The organism is Bradyrhizobium genomosp. III, from assembly GCF_000261705.1.
Taxonomy (GTDB): Bacteria; Pseudomonadota; Alphaproteobacteria; order Rhizobiales; family Xanthobacteraceae; genus Bradyrhizobium; species Bradyrhizobium ottawaense.
Genome location: NZ_AJQF01000347.1, coordinates 1 through 16,184 on the forward strand (window position 1 = coordinate 1; position 16,184 = coordinate 16,184).

A 16,184-nucleotide genomic window follows, 5' to 3' on the forward strand; every position below is an offset into this window, starting at 1 on the left:
TCCCGGCTCGCTGGATGGCTTGCTTTTCGCGGGCCATTGACGACCGACTTATGACCGCACCGGCGATCCCTTAAGGAAAAGACCATGACTGAAATTCGTGTGCCGACGCTCGGCGAATCCGTCACCGAGGCCACCATCGGCCGCTGGTTCAAGAAGGCCGGCGACCCCGTCGCCGTCGACGAGCCCTTGGTGGAGCTCGAGACCGACAAGGTCACCATCGAGGTCCCGGCGCCCTCCGCCGGCACGCTGAGCGAGATCATCGCCGCCGATGGCGCCACCGTCGCGGTCGGCGCGCTGCTCGGCCAGATCACGGAAGGCGCCGCAGGCGCTGCCAAGCCCGCCGCTGCTCCCGCCAAGCCCGCCGCTGCCGCTCCTGCCGCCGCTGCTGCTTCCGCCCCGGCCCCGGCCGCGAAGGCGCCGCCGGCCGACGCACCGCTCGCCCCGTCCGTGCGCAAGCTCTCGGCTGAGACCGGCGTCGATGCCTCCACCGTTCCGGGCTCCGGCAAGGACGGCCGCGTCACCAAGGGCGACATGCTCGCCGCGATCGAGCGTGCGGCCTCCGCGCCGACCCCGGTCAACCAGCCCGCCGCCGCCGTGCAGATGCGCAGCCCGTCACCGGCCGACGATGCCGCCCGCGAAGAGCGCGTCAAGATGACCCGCCTGCGCCAGACCATCGCGCGCCGCCTCAAGGACGTGCAGAACACCGCGGCCATGCTGACGACCTTCAACGAGGTCGACATGACCAACGTGATGGCGCTGCGTGCCCACTACAAGGATGCGTTCGAGAAGAAGCACGGCTCCAAGCTCGGCTTCATGGGCTTCTTCACCAAGGCCGTCGTGCAGGCGCTGAAGGACATCCCGGCCGTCAACGCCGAGATCGACGGCACCGATTTGATCTACAAGAACTACTACCACATCGGTGTCGCCGTCGGCACCGACAAGGGCCTCGTCGTGCCCGTAGTGCGCGACTGCGACCACAAGTCGATCGCTGACATCGAGAAGGGCATCGCCGATTTCGGCCGCCGCGCCCGGGACGGCCAGCTCAAGATCGACGAGATGCAGGGCGGCACCTTCACCATCACCAATGGCGGCATCTACGGCTCGCTGATGTCGACCCCGATCCTGAACGCGCCGCAGTCCGGCATCCTCGGCATGCACAAGATCCAGGAGCGGCCGATGGCCGTCGGCGGCAAGATCGAGGTCCGCCCGATGATGTATCTGGCACTGTCCTATGATCACCGCGTGATCGACGGCAAGGAAGCCGTCACCTTCCTGGTTCGCGTCAAGGAGAGCCTGGAAGATCCGGCGCGCCTGGTGCTCGATCTCTGATCCCTGATGCTCTGCGAGCGCCGTCGCCATTCGCGACGGCGCGTGTCGAACCATGGAGGCGCGCGTGACGGATAAAGTCGTTGTCATCACCGGCGGCAGCCGCGGCATCGGGCGGGCGACTGCGATTGCGGCGGCCGCGCGCGGCTTTCGTGTCGTGGTCGGTTACGCCAGCAACAAGAAGGCCGCCGACGAGGTGGTCGCGCTGATCGAGGCCAGCAATGGCAAGGCGATCGCGGTGAAATGCGATGTGGCCGAGGAAAGCGACATCCTCGCGCTGTTCAAGGCGGCCGACAAGTTCGGCACGTTAGGGGCGCTCGTCAACAATGGCGGCATCGTCGGCCAGAGCGGCGTGCGGGTCGACGAGATGTCGGCCGAGCGCATCCAGCGCGTCATGGCGGTCAACGTCACCGGGTCGATCCTCTGCGCGCGCGAAGCGGTGAAGCGGATGTCGACCAAGCACGGCGGCAACGGCGGCGTCATCGTCAATCTGTCGTCGGTCGCCGCCAAGCTCGGCTCGCCCAACACCTATGTCGATTACGCCGCGTCCAAGGGCGCGGTGGATTCCTTCACCATCGGTCTTGGCCATGAAGTCGCAGCCGAAGGCATCCGCGTCGCCGCGATCCGCCCCGGCCTGATCGACACCGAAATCCACGCCGCCGGCGGCGAGCCCGATCGCGCCCATCGTCTGGCCCATCTGGTGCCGATGAAGCGCGTCGGCACATCGGATGAAATCGCCAATGCCATCGTCTGGCTGATGTCGGACGAGGCCTCCTATGTCACCTCAGCCATTCTCGATGTGTCCGGCGGACGCTGACGCACCGGCGGACGCTGACACATCCTCATCACGCCTAACCTTACGGGACTTTCTCTCATGGCTACCTACGATCTCGTCGTCATCGGCACCGGACCGGGCGGTTATGTCTGCGCGGTGCGCGCAGCCCAGCTCGGCATGAAAGTCGCCGTGGTCGAAAAGAACGCAACCCTCGGCGGCACCTGCCTCAATGTCGGCTGCATGCCGTCGAAGGCGCTGCTGCACGCGTCCGAGATGTTCGAGGAAGCCGGGCACTCCTTCGCCAAGATGGGCGTGTCGGTCTCCTCGCCGAAGCTCGATCTTCCCGCGATGATGAACTTCAAGCAGCAGGGCATCGACGGCAACGTCAAGGGCGTCGAGTTCCTGATGAAGAAGAACAAGATCGACGTGCTCAAGGGCACCGGCAAGATCTTGGGGACCGGCAAGGTCGCGGTCTCCGCCGACGGCAAGTCGCAGACGATCGAAACGAAGAGCATCGTGATCGCGACCGGTTCGGACATCGCGCGCCTCAAGGGCATCGAGATCGACGAGAAGCGCATCGTGTCCTCGACCGGCGCGCTGTCGCTCGACAAGGTGCCCGGCAAGCTCTTGATCGTCGGCGCCGGCGTGATCGGCCTCGAGCTCGGCTCGGTCTGGCACCGTCTCGGCGCCGAAGTCGTCGTCGTCGAATTCCTGGATCGCATCCTGCCCGGCATGGACGGCGAGATCGCCAAGCAATTCCAGCGCATCCTGGAAAAGCAGGGCTTTGCGTTCAAGCTTGGCGCCAAGGTCACCGCCGTCGACGGCTCAGGCAAGACGCTGAAGGCGACCATCGAACCCGCCGCCGGCGGCGCCGCCGAGACGCTCGAAGCCGACGTCGTTCTGGTCTGTATCGGCCGCGTGCCCTACACCGACGCGCTCGGCCTGAAGGAAGCCGGCGTCGCGCTGGACAATCGCGGCCGTGTGCAGATCGATCCGCACTTCGCCACCAGCGTGAAGGGCGTCTATGCGATCGGCGACGTCGTCGCAGGCCCGATGCTCGCGCACAAGGCCGAGGATGAAGGCGTGGCGGTGGCCGAGATCATCGCCGGCCAGGCCGGCCACGTGAATTACGATGTGATCCCAGGCGTCGTGTATACCACGCCGGAAGTGTCCTCCGTCGGCAAGACCGAGGAGGAACTGAAGCAGGCGGGCGTGGCTTATACCGTCGGGAAATTTCCCTTTACCGCCAACGGCCGCTCCAAGGTCAACCAGACCACTGACGGCTTTGTGAAGATTCTCGCAGATGCGAAGACCGATCGCGTGCTCGGCGTGCACATTATCGGCCGCGAAGCCGGCGAAATGATCCATGAGGCCTGTGTTCTCATGGAGTTTGGCGGCAGTGCGGAAGATCTCGCGCGCACCTGCCACGCGCATCCGACCCGCTCGGAGGCCATCAAGGAAGCCGCGCTTGCAGTCGGCAAGCGGGCCATCCATATGTAGCCAAGCGCCCAGCGCCGAATCGGGCGGGAAACACATGCTGCGCCGCCTTCTTCAACCGGTCTGGGTCCTGCTTGCGATCGTCTTCCTGATCGAAGCCTGGCTGTGGGACCATCTCGAGCCGATCGTTGCGCGGGTTGTCGCAGCCGTCCCGCTCGCACGTTTCAAGCAATGGCTGACGGAGCGCGTCGATGCGCTGTCGCCGGCCATGACGCTGATCGTGTTCGCGGTCCCCATCGTCCCGCTGTTTCCGCTCAAGCTGGTCGGCCTGTGGCTGCTCACGCATGAATACTGGACCAGCGCGGTCTTCACGATCGTTTTCGCGAAGCTGCTCGGCGTCGGCGTCACCGCCTTCGTGTTCGACGTGACGCGCGACAAGCTTTTGGAGATGCACTGGTTCGAGCGGATCTACGATCTGGTGATGAAGGTCCGCGCCAAGGCCGCCGAGCTGGTCGACCCGATCAAGCGCCGTATCCGCGAGCTGATCGCCGGCAACGGCGAGGGCTGGTCGTCACGCACGCTGCGTGTGATCCAGCGCTTCAGGAAGAGCGTGCACCAGGCGCGGTGATCTCTGACCGTCACCCTGAGGCGGCCGCTTCTTCAGCGGCCCTCGAAGGGCGACGGCCCGAATGTTTCCATGCAGCCATAGCGGTGGCCGTTCATCCTTCGAGGCTCCCCGCGCGATGCTGTGCCTCGCGCGCCTCGCACCTCAGGATGACGGAGTTCGTAGCGCGGCCGCCTGCGCCAACTAATGCAAATGCACCAGATGCGGCCACCACAGGCCGAGCGCGGTCATGAGCAGGCCGCCGAGCGTCAGGATGCCGGCGACATAGGCCAGCGCGAACATGCCGGTGATGATGGTGGCCGAGGCCAGCACGATGCCGATCTGGAAGGCGGCCGAGGCCAGCTCGAAGTGATGGTATTTCGCGGTCGCCTCGTCGCGCTCGTGCTCGGCATGCTTGGCCTTCTCGGCGAGCTGCTCGGTGCCTTCGCCGGTCTCGGGCTCGGAGCGGTAGCGCTGCGCGGTCTTGGTCCAGTCGTCGATCTGCTTCTGCACCGTCGCCTTCATGGCGTCGTCGGTGGTGCCGGCCAGCGTCAGCTTGCCCTGCTCGGCCGCGGTCACCACCACGGTACGGCGGATGCTCTTGGCCTGGAAGAACGCCCAGAGATTGGCGCCCTCGACGTTCTTGCTGATGGATTCGGTCTGGGCGCCCTTGCCGAGCGTCTCCGAGATCGCCAGGAACAGCGCCAGCACGGCGATCAGGAGCGCGATCTTCTTGTTCGAGCCGGACGCGTGTTCGGCGTGCTCGGCATGCTCCATGCTTTCATGTGCGCTCATCAGTCTCTCCTGCCTCGGTTCCGCAACGATTGACCGAACCGCGCGGCGAGCGCAAGAGGCACGCTCGCTGTGACAGCTTCATGTCAGGAATCAGTGGCGTTCAGCGCCTTGGATGCGCGCTGGCATAGACTTCCAGCAGGCGCTCGGAATCGATTCCGGTATAGATCTGCGTGGTCGAGAGCGAGGAATGGCCGAGCAATTCCTGGATGGCGCGTAAGTCCCCGCCGCGTGACAACAGATGCGTGGCGAAGGAATGCCGGAGCGCGTGCGGCGTCGCGCTGTCGGGCAGGCCGAGTGCGCCGCGCAGCCGCTCCATCGCGAGCTGGATGATGCGTGGGCTCAAGGGCCCGCCGCGCGCGCCGACGAAGATGGGGCCCTCGGCGGGCAACGGATACGGGCACATCGCGACGTATTCCTGCACGAGCTCGAGCACGTTCTGCAGCACCGGCACCATGCGGGTCTTGTTGCCTTTGCCGGTCACGATCAGCACGTCGCCCTCGCCGGGACGCGGCACCTCGCGGCGCTTCAGCCCGAGCGCTTCGGAGATGCGCAGGCCGGAGCCGTAGAGCAACGCCATCACGGCAGCGTCGCGCGCCAAAATCCAGGTCTCGCGATCCTCGCCCGCCCGCTCGTCGGCATCGGCAAGGCGCTTGGCCGATGCCATCGGCAGCGGCTTCGGCAAGGTCTTGGCCACCTTCGGCGCGCGGATCGCCGAGAGTGCGCCGACCTTGCCCTTGCCCTCGCGCTCGAGGAAGCGGCCGAAGGAGCGCAGGCCCGCCAGCGCGCGCATCAAGCTGCGGCCGGCAATGTCGTCGGCGCGGCGCATTGCCATGAAGGCGCGGACGTCGGTGGCTTCCAGCGCGGCGAAGCGCTCAAGCGTCACGCGTTCCCCCCAGTGGCTGCAGAGGAAATCCAGGCACTGCCGCAAGTCGCGGCCATAGGCTTCCAGCGTCTTCGGCGACAACCGCCGCTCGGCGCCGAGATGCGACAGCCAGCGCGTCATCTCCTGCGCGATCGAGGGATCGGCGCTGGCGAGCTCGATTTGTGGGGCGACGGCTTTGCTCATGCGCACTGGACGTGGTGATTCCACCCAGTATATCGCATCACACCCGTTTATCGTTCGCTAAGGCCGCCTCAGGGCGCTAGCCTTGAGGCCCCCGGTTCCGATTCTTCGTTCATGGATCACACCTCGCGCAGCACCACCGCCCCCACCAACGCGACCGGCATGGTCGACGTGCTGGTGCCGGTCGCGCTCGACCAGACCTATTCCTACAAGGTGCCGCGCGGGATGGAGCTGAAGGCGGGCGATCTCGTCGCCGTGCCGCTCGGGCCGCGCGAGGTGCTGGCCGTGGTCTGGGGAGAGAACGCCAATCCCGATCCGCGCCTGCACAACCGTCTCAAGGAGGTCAACGAGAAGCTCGATATCCCGCCGCTCAAGCCCGAGCTGCGGTCCGTGGTCGACTGGGTCGCCAATTACACGCTGAGCCCGCGCGGCATGGTGCTGCGCATGTGCCTGCGGATGGGCGAGAATCTCGGCCCCGAGCGGGTGCGCCCCGGCGTGCGCCTGGTCGGCGACCCGCCGAAAAGACTGACGCCGGCGCGCCAGCGCGTGATCGAGGTGCTGTCGGACCGGCTGCTCCACGGCAAGTCCGAAGCCGCCAAGGAAGCCGGCGTCTCCTCAGGCGTGATCGACGGGCTCGTCGACGAGGGCACGCTCACGGTCGAGCCGATGCCGCCGCCTCCGCCGCCGCCGGTGCCCGATCCGGATTTCGGCCGGCCGGACTTTACCCCGCTGCAGCGCGCCGCGGTCGACACGATGCGCGCGCTCGCCGCCAACGGCACCTTCCATGTCGCATTGCTCGACGGCGTCACCGGCTCCGGCAAGACCGAGGTCTATTTCGAGGCGATCGCGGAAGCCATCCGCCGCGGCAGGCAATCGCTGATCCTGATGCCGGAGATCGCGCTCACCGGCCAGTTCCTCGATCGCTTCGCGCGACGTTTCGGCGTACGGCCGATCGAATGGCATTCCGAGCTGACGCCGCGCACGCGCGCGCGGAACTGGGCGGCGATCTCGGGAGGGAGCGCGCCGGTCGTGGTCGGCGCACGCTCGGCGCTGTTTCTCCCCTACGCCAATCTCGGGCTGATCGTCGTCGATGAGGAGCACGACCAGGCCTACAAGCAGGACGAGGGCGTGCATTATCACGCCCGCGACATGGCGGTGGTGCGCGCGCATATCGCCAAGATCCCGGTCGTGCTGGCCTCGGCGACGCCGTCGGTCGAGTCCGAGGTCAATGCGCGCAAGAACCGCTATCAGCGCATCGCGCTGCCCTCGCGCTTCGGTGGCCAGCACATGCCGCATATCGAGGCCATCGACATGCGCCGGGAGCCGCCGGCGCGCGGCCGCTTCATCTCGCCGCGGCTCGCCGGGGAGATCAGAAAAGCGATCGAGAAACGCGAGCAGGCGCTGCTGTTCCTCAATCGCCGCGGCTATGCGCCGCTGACCCTGTGCCGCGGCTGCGGCCATCGCTTCGCCTGCACCATCTGCGATGCCTGGCTGGTCGATCACCGTTTCCGTCAGCGCCTGGTCTGCCATCATTGCGGCTTCTCGATGCCGCGTCCGCATCTCTGCCCGAATTGCTCGGCCGAGGAATCGCTGGTCGCGGTCGGCCCGGGCGTCGAGCGCCTGCAGGAGGAGGCGGCGGCGCTGTTTCCGCAGGCGCGCACCATGGTGCTGTCGAGCGATCTCATCACCTCGATCGAGACGATGCGCTCGGAGCTTGCCGAGATCGCGGAGGGCCGCGTCGACATCATCATCGGCACGCAGCTCGTGGCCAAGGGCCACAATTTCCCGCGGCTCAATCTGGTCGGCGTGGTCGATGCGGATCTTGGTCTTTCCAACGGCGATCCGCGTGCGGCGGAACGCACCTGGCAATTGCTCAACCAGGTGATCGGCCGCGCCGGGCGCGAGCAGGGCCGCGGCGTCGGCTATCTCCAGACCCACCAGCCCGATCATCCCGTGATGAAGGCGCTGATCGCCTGCGACCGCGAGGCCTTTTACGACAGCGAGATCGATCTGCGCGAGCGCACGCTGTATCCGCCGTTCGGCCGGCTCGCCAGCCTGATCATCTCCGCCGGCGACCGCCCGAGCGCCGAGGGTCTCGGCCGCCGCCTCGTCGCGCTCGCCCCGCGCGACGAGCGCGTGGTGGTGCTGGGACCTGCGGAAGCGCCGCTCGCCGTGATCAAGGGCCGCTACCGCTTCCGCATCCTGGTGAAATCGGCGCGCGGTTTCGATCTGTCGGACTATTTGCGCAATTGGCTCGCCGTCTGCCCGAAGCCGACGGGCAATCAGAAGCTCGAAGTCGACGTCGATCCGCAGAGCTTCTTATAGCGGGCCACCGCTCTCTCCCCTCTCGTGCCCCGGACGCAGTGCAGCGCCCTTCAGCGCTGCGCTGCTGGGCCGGGGCCCATGGCGCCATGCTGCACCGTGTTGCTCTGGGTCCCGGCTCTGCGCCGCAACGCTCACGCGTTGCAGCTTGTCCGGGACACGAGCGGCGATGACGAGCCAATAAACCAATAAAAAAGCCCGCGGTCCCCCAAGACCGCGGGCTTGTTTCATGCGCGCATCAAACTGATGAAAACTGCGCGCGCTCGATGAGACGCTTTGTTGCGCCTTAGGAGACGACTTCCGCGGTGACGCGGCCGACGCCGGCGCCGGTGAGGCCGATGGCGCGGGCAGCGCCCGTGGAGAGGTCGAGAACCCGGCCGCGAATGAACGGGCCGCGGTCATTGATGGTGACGACAACGCTCTGGCCGCGGTGGGTGACGCGCAGCTTGGTGCCGAACGGCAGCGAGCGGTGCGCCGCGGTCAGGGCGTTCTGGTTGAAGCGCTGGCCCGAGGCCGTGCGGCTGCCGGACTCGTTGCCGTAAAAGGAGGCCACGCCGGAGAAGCTGTGGCCCGTGCCCGAGGTCGGCGTCATCGACGCATTGGCGTTGCGCCAATCGGAGGTCGCGTTGGTATCGGTCTGAGCGTGGTGGCGGTGATGATGATGCCGGTGATGCCGGGATTTGGCGGAAGCTTCGGTGGCAGTTCCACCGATGAGGAGAGTTGCGGCTACGAAAGCAATCGCCGTGCGTGGCCGGGTCACAAAGCCCAGCGTCTTCAAAGACAGCATTTAGTGGTCCCTAAGCTAGTATTGCCACACATGTGGCTAGTGGAGCCCCCATCAGTTTGTGAGCGGGTTGGCGTTTCGATTCCTAATGAGGCGTGAATTGGGCAGTAAATCCATTCTGTGTCGTCATGAAACATCTTGTTACCGCGACGACATATTCAGCGGATGTTCCGTAATCTTCGCCTTTAACGATTTGTTAATTCACTTAATACTTCGAAATACTGTAAAAACGAAGTCATCACCTTGAGCATTTAGAATTGGGTAAGTATTCGGCGAGTGGAGCCGGCGAGGCGGGGATCACGCCTCAGCGATCCGTGTTCATGGCCGCTATGCGCTGAGAGCAGGAACCAACAAGGCGAGGCACGGCAGAACCCCCGCGAAAATTCCGTGACGGGCACCTCGTCACCATGTCCCTGCTCAAGTCCCTGATAGCGGTCGTCGGATCGGGTAGTGATCGATGCATCCAGCGTGCGACGAACTGGCGACAGAACCTCGTGCCTTTAATTTGGCGTCATGTTGCACCTGCGCGCCTGCTATGTTAGCAAAGCCGCGATTTTAACGGATCCGGCACGTCCCGTGTCGGCCGGAAATCGAAGTCCCGCTTGAATTCCAAGGGCTTGGATCGCTTGGCGCCGCTTTGTGGCGACGGTTTTTCCCTTGCGAGTTTGACAGCAAAAAGAGCGCGTCTGTGGCTGCAGAAGATACGTCCGTTTCAGGTGTGTCCGGCCGTTATGCAACGGCCTTGTTTGAACTGGCCCGCGACCAGAAAGTGGTCGACGAGGTCAAAGCCGATCTCGAGAAATTCGAGGCCATGCTGAACGAGAGCGCCGATCTGAGGCGCCTCGTCCGCAGCCCGGTTTTCGCAGCCGATGCCCAGTCCAAGGCCCTGTCGGCCGTGCTGGCCAAGGCCGGCATCGCCGGCATCTCCGCCAATTTCCTGAAAGTCCTGACCGCCAATCGCCGCCTGTTCGCGGTGGTCGACGTCATTCGCGCCTACCGGGCCCTGGTCGCCAGGTTCAAGGGCGAGGTGACGGCCGACATCACCGTGGCGGAAACGCTTTCGGACAAGAATCTCGACGCCCTCAAGGTTGCCCTGAAGTCGGTGACCGGCAAGGACGTCGCGCTCAACGTGAATGTCGATCCCTCGATCATCGGTGGCCTCGTCGTCAAGCTCGGCAGCCGCATGATCGATAGTTCGCTTCGCACCAAACTCAATTCGATCAAGCACGCGATGAAAGAGGCAGGCTGATGGACATCCGCGCCGCGGAAATTTCCGCGATCCTCAAGGACCAGATCAAGAATTTCGGCCAGGAAGCTGAAGTCTCCGAAGTCGGACAGGTGCTGTCCGTCGGCGACGGTATCGCTCGCGTCTACGGTCTGGACAACGTCCAGGCCGGCGAAATGGTCGAGTTCGAGAACGGCACCCGCGGCATGGCGCTGAACCTCGAAACCGACAACGTCGGCGTCGTGATCTTCGGCGGCGACCGTGAGATCAAGGAAGGCCAGACCGTCAAGCGCACCCGCGCCATCGTGGACGCGCCGGTCGGCAAGGGCCTGCTCGGCCGCGTCGTTGACGCACTCGGCAATCCGATCGACGGCAAGGGCCCGATCCAGGCCGACAAGCGCATGCGCGTCGACGTCAAGGCGCCCGGCATCATTCCGCGCAAGTCGGTGAGCGAGCCGATGGCGACCGGCCTCAAGGCGATCGACGCCCTGATCCCGATCGGCCGCGGCCAGCGCGAACTGATCATCGGCGACCGTCAGACCGGCAAGACCGCGATCGCGCTCGACACCATCCTGAACCAGAAGCCGCTCAACGCGCAGCCCGACGAGAACATCAAGCTGTACTGCGTCTACGTCGCGGTCGGCCAGAAGCGCTCGACGGTTGCCCAGTTCGTGAAGGTGCTGGAAGAGCAGGGCGCGCTCGAATATTCGATCGTCGTCGCCGCCACCGCGTCGGATCCGGCGCCGATGCAGTACATCGCGCCGTTCACCGCCTGCACCATGGGCGAGTTCTTCCGCGACAACGGCATGCACGCGGTCATCATCTATGACGATCTGTCCAAGCAGGCCGTCGCCTACCGCCAGATGTCGCTGCTGCTGCGCCGCCCGCCGGGCCGCGAAGCCTATCCGGGCGACGTGTTCTATCTGCATTCCCGTCTGCTCGAGCGCGCGGCCAAGCTCAGCAAGGATCACGGCTCGGGCTCGCTGACCGCACTGCCGGTCATCGAAACCCAGGCCAACGACGTGTCGGCCTACATTCCGACCAACGTCATCTCGATCACCGACGGCCAGATCTTCCTGGAAACCGACCTGTTCTTCCAGGGCATCCGTCCCGCGGTGAACGTCGGTCTGTCGGTGTCGCGCGTCGGCTCCTCGGCGCAGACCAAGGCCACCAAGAAGGTCGCCGGCAAGATCAAGGGCGAGCTGGCGCAGTACCGCGAAATGGCGGCTTTCGCGCAGTTCGGCTCCGACTTGGACGCCTCGACCCAGCGCCTGCTGAACCGCGGCTCGCGCCTGACCGAGCTCCTGAAGCAGCCGCAGTTCGCGCCGCTGAAGATGGAAGAGCAGGTCTGCGTGATCTGGGCCGGCACCAACGGCTATCTCGATCCGCTCCCGGTCAACAAGGTGCGCGCGTTCGAGGACGGCCTGCTGTCGCTGCTGCGCGGCAAGAACGTCGAGATCCTCAATTCGATCCGCGACACCCGCGACCTCTCCGACGACGTGGCTGCCAAGCTGAAGTCGGTTGTCGAAGGTTTTGCGAAGAGCTTCGCGTAAGAAAGAACCGTCGCGGCCGGGCTAAAGCGCGAAGCGCGTCTTCGCAATTGAAGTCCCGGCCATCCACGTCCAGCGACGTGTGAGACGGCACGTGCATGCCCGGGACGAGCCCGGGCATGACGACTGGGATAGGCTAGGGGCTTGATCCGAGAGATCGAACCGCCGGGGTGAACGAAGAATGGCGTCACTTAAAGACATGCGCGTGCGCATCGCCTCCACCAAGGCGACGCAAAAGATCACCAAGGCCATGCAGATGGTCGCGGCGTCCAGGTTGCGCCGCGCCCAACAGGCGGCCGAAGCTGCGCGCCCCTATGCCGACAAGATGAGCGCGGTGATCTCCAACATCGCCAGCGCTGCCGCCGGTTCGCCCGGCGCGCCGGCGCTGCTTGCCGGCACCGGCAAGGACCAGGTCCACCTGCTGCTGGTCTGCACCGGCGAGCGCGGCCTGTCCGGCGCCTTCAACTCCTCGATCGTGCGTCTCGCGCGCGATCGTGCCCAGGCGCTGATGGCGCAGGGCAAGGAAGTCAAATTCTTCTGCGTCGGCCGCAAGGGCTATGAGCAGCTCCGCCGCCAGTTCGACAAGCAGATCGTCGAGCATCTCGACCTGCGCAGCGTTCGTCAGCTCGGTTTCGTCAACGCCGAGGACATCGCCAGGAAGGTGCTGGCCCGTTTCGAGAACGGCGAGTTCGACGTCTGCACGCTGTTCTACGCGCAGTTCAAGTCGGTGATCGCCCAGATCCCGACCGCGCAGCAGATCATTCCGCTGGTCGTGGAAGAGAAGGCGGCGAACGCGCCGTCGACGTCCTACGAATATGAGCCGGAGGAGGACGAACTCCTTTCGGGCCTGCTGCCGCGCAACATCGCGGTGCAGATCTTCCGCGCGCTGCTGGAGAACACCGCTTCGTTCTACGGCGCGCAGATGAGCTCGATGGACAACGCCACCCGCAACGCCGGCGAAATGATCCGCAAGCAAACCCAGATCTACAACCGAACCCGTCAAGCCCAGATCACCAAGGAGCTGATCGAGATCATCTCCGGCGCCGAGGCGGTCTGACGCACAAATTCAACGACGGTCGTTCAAGTACAGAATTTCGAAGGAGAGCTTCATGGCTACAGCAGCTAACCCGGTCGGTCGCGTCACCCAGGTCATGGGCGCCGTCGTCGACGTTCAGTTCGAGGGCCACCTCCCGGCCATTCTCAATTCGCTGGAAACCAAGAACGGCAACATCCGCCTCGTGCTGGAAGTTGCGCAGCATCTCGGTGAGTCCACCGTCCGCACGATTGCGATGGACGTGACCGAAGGTCTGGTGCGCGGCCAGGAAGTGACCGACACCGGCCAACCGATCCGCGTTCCCGTCGGCGAAGGCACCCTCGGCCGCATCATCAACGTCATCGGCGAGCCGATCGACGAAGCCGGCCCGGTCAACGCCGAAGGCCTGCGCCCCATCCATCAGGACGCGCCGAGCTACACCGACCAGTCGACCGAAGCTGAAATTCTGGTCACCGGCATCAAGGTCGTCGATCTCCTGGCTCCCTATGCGAAGGGCGGCAAGATCGGCCTGTTCGGCGGCGCCGGCGTCGGCAAGACCGTGCTGATCCAGGAGCTGATCAACAACGTCGCGAAGGCGCACGGCGGTTACTCCGTGTTCGCCGGCGTCGGCGAGCGTACCCGCGAGGGCAACGACCTCTACCACGAGTTCATCGAATCCAAGGTCAACGCCGATCCGAAGAATCCGGATCCGAGCGTGAAGTCGAAGTGCGCGCTGGTGTTCGGCCAGATGAACGAGCCGCCCGGCGCCCGCGCCCGCGTCGCGCTCACGGGTCTCACCATCGCGGAAGACTTCCGCGACAAGGGCCAGGACGTGCTGTTCTTCGTCGACAACATCTTCCGCTTCACCCAGGCCGGCTCGGAAGTGTCGGCGCTGCTCGGCCGCATTCCTTCGGCGGTGGGTTATCAGCCGACGCTCGCCACCGACATGGGCGCGCTGCAGGAGCGCATCACCACCACGCAGAAGGGTTCGATCACCTCGGTGCAGGCCATCTACGTTCCGGCCGACGACTTGACCGACCCGGCGCCCGCGACCTCGTTCGCGCATCTTGACGCGACCACCACGCTGTCGCGCTCGATCGCCGAAAAGGGCATCTATCCGGCGGTGGACCCGCTGGACTCGACCTCGCGCATGCTCTCCCCGCTGGTCGTCGGCGAGGAGCACTACGCGGTTGCCCGTCAGGTCCAGCAGGTGCTGCAGCGCTACAAGGCGCTCCAGGACATCATCGCCATTCTCGGCATGGACGAGCTTTCGGAAGAGGACAAGCTGACGGTGGCGCGCGCCCGCAAGGTCGAGCGCTTCATGTCGCAGCCGTTCCACGTCGCCGAAATCTTCACGGGATCGCCGGGCAAGTTCGTCGAGCTCGCCGACACCATCAAGGGCTTCAAGGGCCTGGTGGAAGGCAAGTACGACCACCTGCCCGAAGCAGCCTTCTACATGGTTGGCACGATCGAAGAAGCCGTCGAGAAGGGCAAGAAGCTGGCGGCGGAAGCGGCCTAAGGCGCGAATGGCGAATGGGGAGTAGCGAATAGACGCGCTGCTCTCTTCGCCACTCGCCATTCGCTACTCACCATTCGCAGGTACACCATGGCCACCTTCCACTTCGATCTCGTCTCTCCGGAAAAGCTCGCCTTCTCGGGCGAGGTCGATCAGGTCGACATCCCCGGCGTCGAGGGTGATTTCGGCGTGCTGGCAGGGCATGCGCCGGTCGTGGCCGCGATCCGTCCGGGCATCCTCACCATCACCACCGCTGGCCGCCATGAGAAGGTCATCGTGCTCGGCGGTCTCGCCGAAGTCTCCGAAAAGGGCCTGACCGTGCTCGCCGACGTCGCGACATCGCTGGCCGAGCTCGACCGCGCCCAGTTCGCCGCGACCGTCTCGGAGATGGAAGAGGGGCTGAAGGAGCACGAAGGCAGCGAGCTCGATCAGGCGATCGAGCGGCTCGACCACTTCAAGAGCATCCAGCAGCAGCTCAACTCGACGGCTATGCACTAAGCCCCGGGGCACCGCTCCGGGGCTCGAACGAGAATTCCTGCAAGACATTCCCTGACCAAAGTGCAGCGCTCGTCACACCCGTGGCGGGCGCTGAAACTTTGTTGCACCCCGCCGCCGATAACGGCATTCTGCCGGTGCGAATTTGGTCCGGGGGCCGGTGGCGGATGAAACGCAAGATCGCAGCGATTTTCGCGGCCGATATTGCCGGCTACTCGAGACTGGTCGCGGAAGACGAGGAGGAGACGCTGCGGCGTCTGGCCTCCTATCGCGAAGTTGTCGACGATTTCATCGCGAGGGCCGGCGGGCGCATCTTCAATACGGCGGGCGATGCCGTGCTCGCGGAATTCCCGAGCGCGGTCGATGCGGTGCGTTGCGCGATCGACATTCAGGAATCCCTGCGGACCCGCAACATGGCCTATCCGCCGAGCCGGCAGATGTCGTTCCGCATCGGCATCACCATCGGCGACGTGGTCGAGCGCAACGGCGATCTGCTCGGCGACGGCGTCAACATCGCGGCGCGGCTGGAGGGTCTCGCCGAGGTCGGCGGCATCTGCGTCTCGCGCGCAGTGCATGAGCAGGTCGCCAACAAGCTCTCGGTGCAGTTCGCCGATATCGGCGCGCAGGAGGTCAAGAACATCCCGACGCCGGTGCATGCCTACATGGTGGCGATGCGGCGCGAGGACGGCAGCTATACCAAGCCGCAGCTGAAGAAGGCGGGCTCAAAGCTCGCCACGGCGCCGGTATGGATGTGGCCGCTGGTGGTCGCAGTCGTCTCGATCGCCGCCATCGGCGTCACCGGCTTCCTCTACAACACCAAGCTCAAGCAGACGGCGAATGTCGCGGCGACGCCGGCCGCAGCACCAAGCGCGGAGCCGAGCTCCGCGCCGACGCAGCTCGCCAAGGCGCCGATGTCGCCGATGGCGCCGCAGAATGCTGGCGCTGCGATGGCGCCGATGCCTGCGCCGTCACCCTCGGCCGCGCCGATAGCGGGCAAGTTTGCGGCCGACAGCGTGCCCTTCATCAACGAGCGCGTCCGCACCTTTCTTGCCGGAGACTATTCCACCGCCGGCGACTACAAGGCCTTCGCGCTCAATGTCGGCGGCTTCACCGGCTCGGCCCTGAATCAGCCGAACGAGGAGGCCGCGCGCAACACCGCGCTCGAGCAGTGCCAGAAGCGCGCCGATGCTGCGCAATCGCCGCGGCGCTGCGAGCTCTATGCGGTCGGCAACAACGTCGTCTACACGCACGGCAGGGGG

General features: G+C 65.3%; 14 protein-coding genes. 11 read left to right on the top strand and 3 right to left on the bottom strand.

Annotated elements, in window-relative coordinates; translation table 11 throughout:
• The first annotated feature begins 84 nt into the window (after positions 1-84).
• The 4 genes from odhB to IC66_RS0127910 all read left to right on the top strand — a co-directional run bounded on the left by odhB (position 85) and on the right by IC66_RS0127910 (position 4,166).
• Positions 85-1,329 carry a 2-oxoglutarate dehydrogenase complex dihydrolipoyllysine-residue succinyltransferase gene (gene odhB / locus IC66_RS0127895; protein ID WP_038949874.1) on the top strand — a complete coding sequence of 415 codons (1,245 nt, stop codon included), beginning with the start codon at positions 85-87 and terminating at the stop codon, positions 1,327-1,329.
• Positions 1,330-1,393: 64 nt separating this feature from the next.
• Positions 1,394-2,143 carry an SDR family oxidoreductase gene (locus tag IC66_RS0127900; protein ID WP_028139215.1) on the top strand — a complete coding sequence of 250 codons (750 nt, stop codon included), beginning with the start codon at positions 1,394-1,396 and terminating at the stop codon, positions 2,141-2,143.
• Positions 2,144-2,200: 57 nt separating this feature from the next.
• Positions 2,201-3,601: a dihydrolipoyl dehydrogenase gene (gene lpdA / locus IC66_RS0127905; RefSeq protein WP_038949876.1), complete on the top strand. Its 1,401-nt coding sequence runs from the start codon at positions 2,201-2,203 to the stop codon at positions 3,599-3,601.
• 34 nt (positions 3,602-3,635) lie between these two features.
• Positions 3,636-4,166, top strand: coding sequence for a hypothetical protein (locus tag IC66_RS0127910; RefSeq protein WP_028139213.1), 531 nt, complete (start codon positions 3,636-3,638; stop codon positions 4,164-4,166).
• Between the two features lie 180 nt (positions 4,167-4,346).
• Here IC66_RS0127910 and IC66_RS0127915 read toward each other — a convergent pair whose 3' ends face one another.
• Together IC66_RS0127915 and IC66_RS0127920 are read right to left on the bottom strand one after the other, a co-directional pair.
• Positions 4,347-4,937, bottom strand: coding sequence for a DUF4337 domain-containing protein (locus tag IC66_RS0127915; RefSeq protein ID WP_028139212.1), 591 nt, complete (start codon positions 4,935-4,937; stop codon positions 4,347-4,349).
• A 100-nt stretch (positions 4,938-5,037) separates the two neighbouring features.
• Positions 5,038-6,003, bottom strand: coding sequence for a tyrosine recombinase XerC (locus tag IC66_RS0127920; protein ID WP_028139211.1), 966 nt, complete (start codon positions 6,001-6,003; stop codon positions 5,038-5,040).
• A gap of 111 nt (positions 6,004-6,114) precedes the next feature.
• On the opposite strand from IC66_RS0127920, the gene IC66_RS0127925 reads away from it, so the two are divergent.
• On the top strand, positions 6,115-8,325 hold the full coding sequence (locus IC66_RS0127925; RefSeq protein WP_038949877.1) for a primosomal protein N': 2,211 nt from the start codon (positions 6,115-6,117) through the stop codon (positions 8,323-8,325).
• A gap of 283 nt (positions 8,326-8,608) precedes the next feature.
• Here IC66_RS0127925 and IC66_RS0127930 read toward each other — a convergent pair whose 3' ends face one another.
• Complete coding sequence (locus IC66_RS0127930; protein ID WP_028139209.1) at positions 8,609-9,109, bottom strand: septal ring lytic transglycosylase RlpA family protein; 501 nt, start codon at positions 9,107-9,109, stop codon at positions 8,609-8,611.
• A 685-nt stretch (positions 9,110-9,794) separates the two neighbouring features.
• On the opposite strand from IC66_RS0127930, the gene IC66_RS0127935 reads away from it, so the two are divergent.
• The 6 genes from IC66_RS0127935 to IC66_RS0127960 all read left to right on the top strand — a co-directional run.
• Entirely contained in the window at positions 9,795-10,355 is a 561-nt protein-coding gene (locus IC66_RS0127935; RefSeq protein WP_038949878.1) for a F0F1 ATP synthase subunit delta, read from the top strand.
• A complete protein-coding gene (gene atpA / locus IC66_RS0127940) occupies positions 10,355-11,884 on the top strand; it encodes a F0F1 ATP synthase subunit alpha (RefSeq protein WP_028139207.1) in 1,530 nt (509 codons plus the stop codon). Before IC66_RS0127935 ends, atpA begins: the two co-directional genes overlap by 1 nt.
• A 178-nt stretch (positions 11,885-12,062) precedes the next feature.
• Positions 12,063-12,938: a F0F1 ATP synthase subunit gamma gene (locus tag IC66_RS0127945; RefSeq protein ID WP_018318857.1), complete on the top strand. Its 876-nt coding sequence runs from the start codon at positions 12,063-12,065 to the stop codon at positions 12,936-12,938.
• A 52-nt stretch (positions 12,939-12,990) separates the two neighbouring features.
• Positions 12,991-14,433, top strand: coding sequence for a F0F1 ATP synthase subunit beta (atpD, locus tag IC66_RS0127950; RefSeq protein ID WP_018318856.1), 1,443 nt, complete (start codon positions 12,991-12,993; stop codon positions 14,431-14,433).
• Positions 14,434-14,520: 87 nt separating this feature from the next.
• Positions 14,521-14,928 (top strand): F0F1 ATP synthase subunit epsilon, encoded by a 408-nt coding sequence (locus IC66_RS0127955; protein ID WP_028139205.1) that lies wholly within the window; start codon positions 14,521-14,523, stop codon positions 14,926-14,928.
• Between the two features lie 164 nt (positions 14,929-15,092).
• Positions 15,093-16,184, top strand: a 1,092-nt coding sequence (locus IC66_RS0127960) for an adenylate/guanylate cyclase domain-containing protein (RefSeq protein WP_038949879.1), incomplete at its 3' end; no start/stop codon positions are given.